The sequence below is a fragment of the Streptomyces corynorhini genome (genome assembly GCF_003346515.1).
In the GTDB taxonomy this organism is placed as follows: domain Bacteria; phylum Actinomycetota; class Actinomycetes; order Streptomycetales; family Streptomycetaceae; genus Streptomyces; species Streptomyces corynorhini.
In genome coordinates this window covers 1-8,812 of the sequence record NZ_QQNA01000074.1, presented here as the reverse complement: position 1 = coordinate 8,812, position 8,812 = coordinate 1, and the positions used below count along the sequence as shown (strand labels likewise).

Annotated in this window: 2 protein-coding genes; both read left to right on the top strand. The window is 72.9% G+C overall.

Features of this window, described 5'->3' with window-relative positions:
• A partial coding sequence (locus DVH02_RS11055) for a type I polyketide synthase (protein WP_147286036.1) occupies positions 1–7,390 on the top strand: 7,390 nt, incomplete at its 5' end.
• Positions 7,391–7,467: 77 nt separating this feature from the next.
• A partial coding sequence (locus DVH02_RS11050) for a type I polyketide synthase (RefSeq protein ID WP_199566237.1) occupies positions 7,468–8,812 on the top strand: 1,345 nt, incomplete at its 3' end.

Here is an 8,812-nt window from a genome sequence, read left to right as displayed (position 1 = left end):
CTATGCGGCGGCGAATGCGTTCTTGGATGCTTTTGCCGGGGTGCGGCGTTCGGCTGGTCTGCCGGCTGTTGCGCTGGCGTGGGGTCCCTGGGCTCCGGGTGCGGGGATGACGGCGGAGTTGAGTGAGGCGGATCTGCGGCGTATGGCGCGTGGTGGTATGCGTCCGCTGGCTCCTGAGACGGGTCTGGCGTTGTTGGATGTGGTGTTGGGGGCGGGGTCGTCTGTTGATGGGGCGGTGGTGGTGCCGGTTCATTTGGATGTGGCGGGGTTGCGTGGTGGTGGGGGTGAGTTGCCGTGGTTGTTGCGTGGTCTGGTGCGGGTGCCGGTGCGTCGGGTGGTGGAGGTGTCGGCTGATGCGGGTGGTGGTGTTGGTCTGAGGCAGCGTGTGGTGGGGCTTGCTGAGGGTGAGCGTGAGAAGTTTGTTCGGGATCTGGTGTGTGGGCAGGCGGCTTCTGTTCTGGGGTATGGGTCGGCGGGTGAGGTTGATGCGGAGCAGCCGTTCAAGGCTCTTGGTTTCGATTCGCTGACGTCGGTGGAGTTGCGTAACAGGGTGGGTGGTGTGACGGGTCTGCGGTTGCCCGCGACGCTGGTCTTCGACTATCCGACGCCGTCCGCGCTCGCACGTCATCTCCTGACCGAACTGGTCGGTGAAGGCGAGTCCGTCGCAGACGGTCTTCCGCTGGTGCCGTCCGTCGTGGGCGAGGACCCGATCGTGATCGTGGGTATGGCGTGCCGGTTCCCTGGCGGTGTGGGTTCTCCGGAGGATCTGTGGCGTCTGGTCAGTGAGGGTGGCGACGCGATAGGCGGCTTCCCGACCGATCGTGGTTGGGACCTGGAGGGTCTCTACGATCCCGAGCCGGGTACGCCGGGCCGGGTGTACGTCCGCGACGGTGGCTTCCTGCACGAGGCCGCCGAGTTCGATTCGGGGCTGTTCGGTATCTCGCCGCGTGAGGCGCTTGCCATGGATCCCCAGCAGCGTCTGCTGCTGGAGACGTCCTGGGAGGTCCTGGAGCGGTCCGGTATCGACCCGGCCACCCTGCGCGGCAGCCGCACCGGCGTCTTCGCCGGCGCCATGGCCCAGGACTACGGCACCCTCCTGCGCGCCGGTGAACTCGACTCCGGCGGCTACCTCATGACAGGTAACACCGGCAGCGTGGCCTCCGGCCGTATCGCGTACACGTTCGGCTTCGAGGGCCCTGCGGTGACGGTGGACACGGCGTGCTCGTCGTCGCTCGTCGCGCTGCACCTGGCGGCTCAGGCGCTGCGTTCGGGCGAGTGCGATCTCGCGCTTGCCGGTGGTGTGACCGTGATGTCGACGCCGGACACCTTCGTGGAGTTCTCACGGCAGCTGGGGCTCGCGACGGATGGCCGGTGCAAGGCGTTCGGGGATGGCGCGGATGGTACGGCGTGGGCCGAGGGTGTGGGCCTGCTCGTGGTGGAGCGGCTCTCGGACGCACGGCGCCATGGCCACGACGTGCTCGCCGTGGTGGCGGGATCCGCCGTCAACCAGGATGGTGCGTCGAACGGTCTGACAGCCCCCAACGGTCCTTCGCAGCAGCGGGTGATCCGGCAGGCGCTGGCCGGTGCGGGTCTGTCGCCTGCGGACGTCGATGCGGTCGAGGCGCACGGTACGGGTACCCCGTTGGGTGACCCGATCGAGGCGCAGGCGCTTTTGGCGACGTACGGGCAGGACCGTGAGCGTCCGCTGTGGCTGGGGTCGTTGAAGTCGAACGTGGGTCACGCGCAGGCGGCTGCCGGTGTGGGTGGTGTGATCAAGATGGTGATGGGGATGCGCCACGGCGTGCTGCCCCGGACCCTGCACGCCGCTGAGCCGTCGTCGCACGTGGACTGGTCGGCGGGCGATGTGCGTCTGTTGACGGAGAACGTCGACTGGGAGCAGACGTCGCTCGACCGCCCCCGCCGCGCGGGTGTGTCGTCCTTCGGTATCAGCGGGACCAACGCCCACGTGATCCTTGAGCAGGCCCCGGCGCACGATGCCGCCGAGGCGCCGACCGACACCCCGACCGGCAGCGACGCCGGAAGTGTGCTCCTGCCGTTGTCCGCCGCCGAACCAGGCGCGCTGCGCGGCCAGGCCGAACGGCTCGCGGCTCTGCTCGCGGACGGCTCCGCGCCGTCGTACCGGGAGGTCGCCCGTACCCTCGCGTCCACCCGGTCCTCGCTCGAACACCGTGCGGTGGTCGTAGCAGCGGACCGGGAGGAGGCACTGAGCGGCCTTCGCGCGCTGGCCGACGCAGACGAGGGCACCGCCTCCCACGTCATCGCCGACGCGGCACCCGACAGCGTCGGTCCCCTGGTGTTCCTGTTCGCCGGGCAGGGCGCCCAGCGTGTCGGCATGGGGCGTGAGTTGTACGCGGCGTACCCCGCCTTCGCGGAAGCCTTCGACGCCGTCGACGCGGAACTCCCCTTCTCCCTCAAGAGCGTTGTCCTCGACGAGGACGCGGACGCCGACCGGTTGAACCGGACCGAGTTCGCGCAACCCGCCCTGTTCGCCCTCGAAGTGGCCCTGTTCCGGCTGCTTGAGTCATGGGGCGTGCGGCCCGACCTCCTGCTCGGCCACTCGATCGGTGAGATCGCCGCCGCGCATGTCGCCGGGGTGTGGTCGCTGTCGGACGCCTGCCGTCTGGTGGAGGCACGAGGCAGGCTGATGCAGGCACTGCCCGACGGCGGCGCCATGATCGCGCTCCAGGCGGGCGAGGGCGAGGTACGGCCTCTCCTGGACGACCAGGTCGGAATCGCGGCGGTCAACGGTGCCGAGGCGGTCGTTGTCGCGGGTGCCGAGGACGCCGTCGAGAGGATCGCCGCCCACTTCCGCGGCCTCGACCGGCGGACCACCCGGCTCCGGGTCAGCCACGCCTTCCACTCCCCGCTCATGGAGCCCATGCTCGACGCGTTCCGCGCTGTCGTGGAGAGCCTGACCTACCACCAGCCGCGACTGGCCGTCGTGTCGTCACTCACCGGCGAACTCGCCGATCAGGACGAGCTGATGGCACCCGACCACTGGGTACGGCACGCCCGCGACGCGGTCCGATTCGCGGACGGCGTCCGGCGCGCGGAGACCGAAGGCGCCCGCACCTGGCTGGAGTTGGGACCGGACACCACACTCACCGCGCTCGCCCGCGCCGAGGCGGGCAACGGACAGCCGGAGCAGGCCCTGTTCGTGTCGGCGCTTCGCAAGGACCGCGACGAGACCGGCACGCTGCTCACCGCCGTGGGCGCGCTCTACACCCGCGGCACCACACCCGACTGGTCCGCCCTGTACACCGGCACCCCGGCCGGCCGGGTCGACCTGCCGACGTACGCCTTCCAGCGGCAGCGCTTCTGGCCGGGCGCCCCCAGCCTCGTCACCGGCGACCCCGCCGGGCTCGGGCTCACGGCCTCCGGGCACCCGCTGCTCGGCGCCGAGGTGACCCTCGCGGACGGCGGCGGAACCCTGCTCACCGGCAGGCTCGCCCTGACCACGCACCCGTGGCTCCGTGACCACGCCGTCGCCGGGACCGTACTCTTCCCCGGCACCGGCTTCCTTGAGCTGGCTCTCCAGGCCGGACTCCGCGTCGGCTGCCCGCGGGTGGCCGACCTGACACTGGAGGCCCCGCTCGTCCTGGGCGAGGAAGGCGCCGTCCGCGTACAGGTCGCCGCCGGGGCCCCGGACGCCACGGGACGCCGTACGGTGTCCGTCCACTCGCAGACCGAGGCGCCCGGCGGGGCCACCTCGGAATGGGTCCGCCACGCCGGTGGGTTCCTCGACCCGCGGCACGACGCCCCCGCCGGCGACCTGTCCGTCCTGCCGCCCGCCGACGCCGAATCCGTCCCGCTGGACGACTTCTACCCGCGGCTCGCGGACGAGGGATACGCCTACGGTCCCGCCTTCCAGGGTCTGCACTCCGTCTGGCGCCACGGCGACGACGTGTACGCCGACGTCCGGCTGCCCGCCGGACAGCAGCAGGACGAGGCCCCCCGTCACGGACTCCACCCGGCTCTCCTGGACGCCGTGCTGCACGCCTGGCTCGCCGCCGGGCGCGCGACGCCCGACGCCTCCGACGGCGTCCGGCTCCCCTTCTCGTGGAGCGGGGTCGACCTGACGGCGATCGGCGCCTCCGCCGTACGGGTGCGGCTGACGCGGGTCGACGACGACACCCTGACGCTCGCCCTCGCCGACACCGGAGGCGGCGCCGTGGCCCGCGTCGACGCGCTCACCCTGCGGGAGCTGAGCACGGACGCCCTCGCCCCCGCCACCGGGGACCCGAGCGGCGCGCACGACGCGCTGTTCCGGGTGGAGTGGAGCGCGCTGTCCGCCCCGGCCGCCGCCGGTCCCGCCGCGAACTGGGCGGTCCTGGGCGCCGGTATCGCCGGACTTCCCGAGGCCCCCGGCGGGCACTACGCCGACCTCGCGGCCCTCGTCGCCGCTGTCGCCGCCGGGACACCCCTGCCCGACGTCGTCCTCGCCGCCTGCGCGACGGACTCCGGCTCCGCGCCGTCGCCCGCCGCGGACGCGCCGACATCCCCGGCGCCGACGGTGGAAGCCACCCGTACGGGACTGCACCGCACCCTCTCCCTCGTACAGACCTGGCTCGCCGACGACCGCTTCGGCGCCGCCCGGCTGGTCCTGGTGACCCGGCAGGCCGTGCCCGCCGACGGGGACGGCACGCCCGTCGACCCGGCCGCCGCGGCCGTCTGGGGCCTGGTCCGGTCCGCGCAGTCGGAGCACCCCGGCCGGCTCGTCCTGCTCGACCTCGCCCCCGAACAACCCACCCCCGGCCTCGCGGCGACCGCCGCTCCCGCCGCGACCGCCGCTCCCGCCCCGGCCGCCCTCGACCTCGGGCCCGCGCTGGCGTCCGGCGAACCGCAGCTCGCGCTGCGCGACGGCATCGCCCACGCGCCACGCCTGGCGCCCGCCGGAACCGGCGGCGCCATGCTGCCGCCTGCCGACGCACCCGTGTGGCGGCTCGACGTCACCACGCCCGGCACCCTCGACAGCCTCGCCCTCGTCCCCTGCCCCGAGGCGACCGCCCCTCTCGCCCCCCGCGAGGTCCGGGTCGCGATGCGCGCCACCGGCGTCAACTTCCGCGACGTCCTGGTCGCCCTGGGCATGCTCGACCGTGAGGTGCCCGGCCGCGAAGGCGCGGGTGTGGTTCTGGAGATCGGCGAGGCCGTCACCGGGCTCGCCCCCGGCGACCGGGTCCTCGGACTGTTCTCCGGTGCGTACGGACCGCTCGCCGTGACCGACCACCGACTCCTCGCCCGCCGGCCCGACCACTGGAACTTCGTCGAGGCCGCCGCGGCGCCGATCGTGTTCCTCAGCGCCTACCACGGCCTCGTCGACCTGGCCGATCTGCGCCGAGGCGAGTCCGTCCTCGTCCACGCCGGTACCGGTGGCGTCGGCATGGCCGCCGTACAGCTCGCCCGGCACCTCGGCGCCGAGGTCTTCGCCACCGCGTCCCCCGCCAAGTGGGACACCCTGCGCGCCATGGGACTGGACGACGAGCACATCGCGTCCTCGCGCGACACCTCCTTCGAGGAGAAGTTCCGGAACGTGACCGCGGGACGCGGCGTCGATGTCGTCCTCAACTCCCTGGCCCGCGAGCTGATCGACGCCTCGTTCCGGCTGCTGCCGCGCGGCGGACGCTTCATCGAGATGGGCAAGACGGACCCGCGCGACCCGCACACCGTCGCCACCGACCACCCCGGCGTCGCCTACCAGGCGTTCGACCTGCGGGACGTCGACCCCGACCACACCGCCGACATGCTCGCCCACATCCTCGACCTGTTCGAACAGCGGGCGCTGCGGCCCCTGCCCGTCACCACCTGGGACGTACGGCGGGCCCCCGAAGCCTTCCGCTACCTGAGCCAGGCCCGCCACACCGGCAAGATCGTCCTCACCGTGCCCGAGGTGCCCCTCGACCTCGCCCGCACCCCGGTCGCCGACACCCCGGGCCTGCTGTCCGCCGAGACACAGAGGGCTTACGGAACCGTCCTCGTCACCGGAGGCACCGGCACCCTCGGCGCCCTGTTCGCCCGGCACCTGGTGACCCGGCACGGCGTACGCCACCTGCTGCTCACCAGCCGCAGCGGCCCTGACGCGCCGGGCGCGGCCGACCTCGTCGCCGACCTCACCGAACTCGGCGCCACCGTCACCGTCGCCGCCTGCGACGCCGCCGACCGGGACGCCCTGGCAGCCCTGCTCGACAGCGTCCCCGCCGCGCACCCGCTGACCGCCGTCGTGCACGCCGCCGGCATCCTGGACGACGGCATCCTCGACGCCCTGACGCCCGACCGCGTCGACCACGTCCTCCTCCCCAAGGCGCAGGCCGCCTGGAACCTGCACGAGCTGACCCGTGAACGCGACCTGTCGGCGTTCGTGATGTTCTCCTCGGTCGCCGCGACCTTCGGCAGCCAGGGCCAGGCCAACTACGCCGCCGCCAACGCCTTCCTCGACGCCCTCGCCCAGCACCGCCGCTCCCAGGGACTGCCCGCCCTGTCCCTGGCCTGGGGGCTGTGGGACACCGGCAGCGGCATGGGAGGCACCCTCGGCGCCGCCGACCTGCGGCGCATCGGCCGCATGGGCCTCGCCCCACTGCCCGCCGACATGGGCCTCGCCCTGTTCGACACGGCCCTCACCGCCGACCAGCCGCTCCTGCTGCCCACCCGCCTCGCCCTCGCCGACCTGGAACAGCGTGGCACCGAACCCCCCGCCATCCTGCGCGCCCTGGTCCGTACCCCGGTCCGGCGCGCCGCCCCGGTCAGCACCGATCACACCAGCGGCGCGGGCGACACCGACAGCGCCCCCGCCGTCTCGTTCACCGAGCAGCTGCGGCCGCTGCGCGCCGAGGAGCGGGAGCAAGCCGCGCTGGAACTGGTCCGCACCCACACCGCCGCCGTCCTCGGCCAGTCCGACCCCGAATCCGTCGACGCCGACAGGCCGTTCAAGGCGCTCGGCTTCGATTCCCTCACCGCCGTCGAGATGCGCAACCGTCTCGGCGCCGCAACCGGGCTGACCCTGAAGGCCACCCTGATCTTCAGCTATCCCACCCCCCAGGTACTCGCCCGATACCTCCTGGAGCAGTGCGCCCCGCACGAGCCGCGCCCCGCGGAGGTCGTCCTCGCCGAACTCGTCCGGCTGGAGTCCGTCATGGCGGGTCTCGACCGGCCCCAGGACACCCCGGACGACGAAGGCGACGGACTCGACGACCAGGTCACCGCCCGCATCCGCGACCTGCTGGCCCGCTGGACCGGTGGCACCGGCACGGACACGGCGAACGGCGAGGGCGATTCCGCCGCCGACGGCGGCACGACTACCAGCGGCACCGGACTTGAGTCCGCGACGGACGACGAAATGTTCGACCTCATCAACAAAGAGCTGGGCATTTCCTGACCCCGACCGACCCCGGACCGCGCAGGACCGACGTTCCCGGACCCCTCTGGGGGGATCCTCCTAGGAAGTGGCATCAAATGGCGAGCAACGAAGAGAAGCTGCGGGACTACCTCAAGCTGGTCACGGCCGACCTTCGTCAGACACGCAAGCGTCTCCAGGAAATCGAGGAGCAGCAGCAGGAACCCATCGCGATCGTCGGCATGGGTTGCCGCTTCCCGCACGGTGCTGACACTCCCGAGGAGATGTGGCGGCTGCTGGCGTCCGGCACCGACGCCGTGACGCCCTTCCCCACCGACCGCGACTGGGACCTCGACGCCCTGTACGACCCGGACCCCGACCAGCCCGGCACCTCGTACGTCCGCGAGGGCGGCTTCCTCCACGAGGCGCCGCTGTTCGATGCCGAGTTCTTCGAGATCTCGCCGCGTGAGGCCCAGGCCATGGACCCGCAGCAGCGCCTCCTCCTGGAGACCTCCTGGGAGGCCGTGGAGCGTGCCGGGATCGTCCCCGCCGCTCTGCGCGCCACCCGCACCGGAGTGTTCGTCGGCGCCATCTCCCAGGACTACCAGCCCCGGTCCAAGGAGGCCCAGGCCGATCTCGGCGGCCACATCCTCACCGGCAGCACCACCAGCGTCGCCTCCGGCCGCATCGCCTACACCCTCGGCCTGGAGGGGCCCGCCGTCACCGTCGACACGGCCTGCTCGTCGTCCCTCGTCGCCCTGCACCTCGCCGTCCGCTCCCTGCGCTCCGGCGAATGCGACCTCGCGCTCGGCGGCGGCGTCACCGTCATGTCCGGGCCCGAGATGTTCGTCGACTTCGGCCGCCAGCGCGCCCTCGCGGCCGACGGCCGCTGCAGAGCGTTCTCCGCCGCGGCCAACGGCTTCGGCCCTGCGGAGGGCACCGGCATGCTCCTCCTGGAACGGCTCTCCGACGCCCGCCGCAACGGCCACCCCGTCCTCGCGGTGATCCGCGGCAGCGCCGTCAACCAGGACGGCGCCTCCAACGGCCTCACCGCCCCCAACGGGCCCGCGCAGGAACGTGTCATCCGCGACGCTCTCACCGACGCGGGACTCACCGGCCCCGACATCGACGCCATCGAGGCGCACGGCACGGGCACCCCGCTCGGCGACCCCATCGAGGCCGAGGCCCTCCTCGCCACCTACGGCTCCGCGCGCCCCGAGGACCGCCCGCTGTGGCTGGGCTCCATCAAGTCCAACATCGGCCACACCCAGGCCGCCGCCGGAGTCGCCGGCATCATCAAACTCGTCCTCTCGCTGCACCACGACGTGCTGCCCCGCACCCTGCACGCCGACGAGCCGTCCCCGCACATCGACTGGACGGCCGCGGACCTGCGCCTGCTCACCGACGAGCAGCCCTGGCCCGCCCACGCCGACCGCCCCCGCCGCGCCGCCGTCTCGTCCTTCG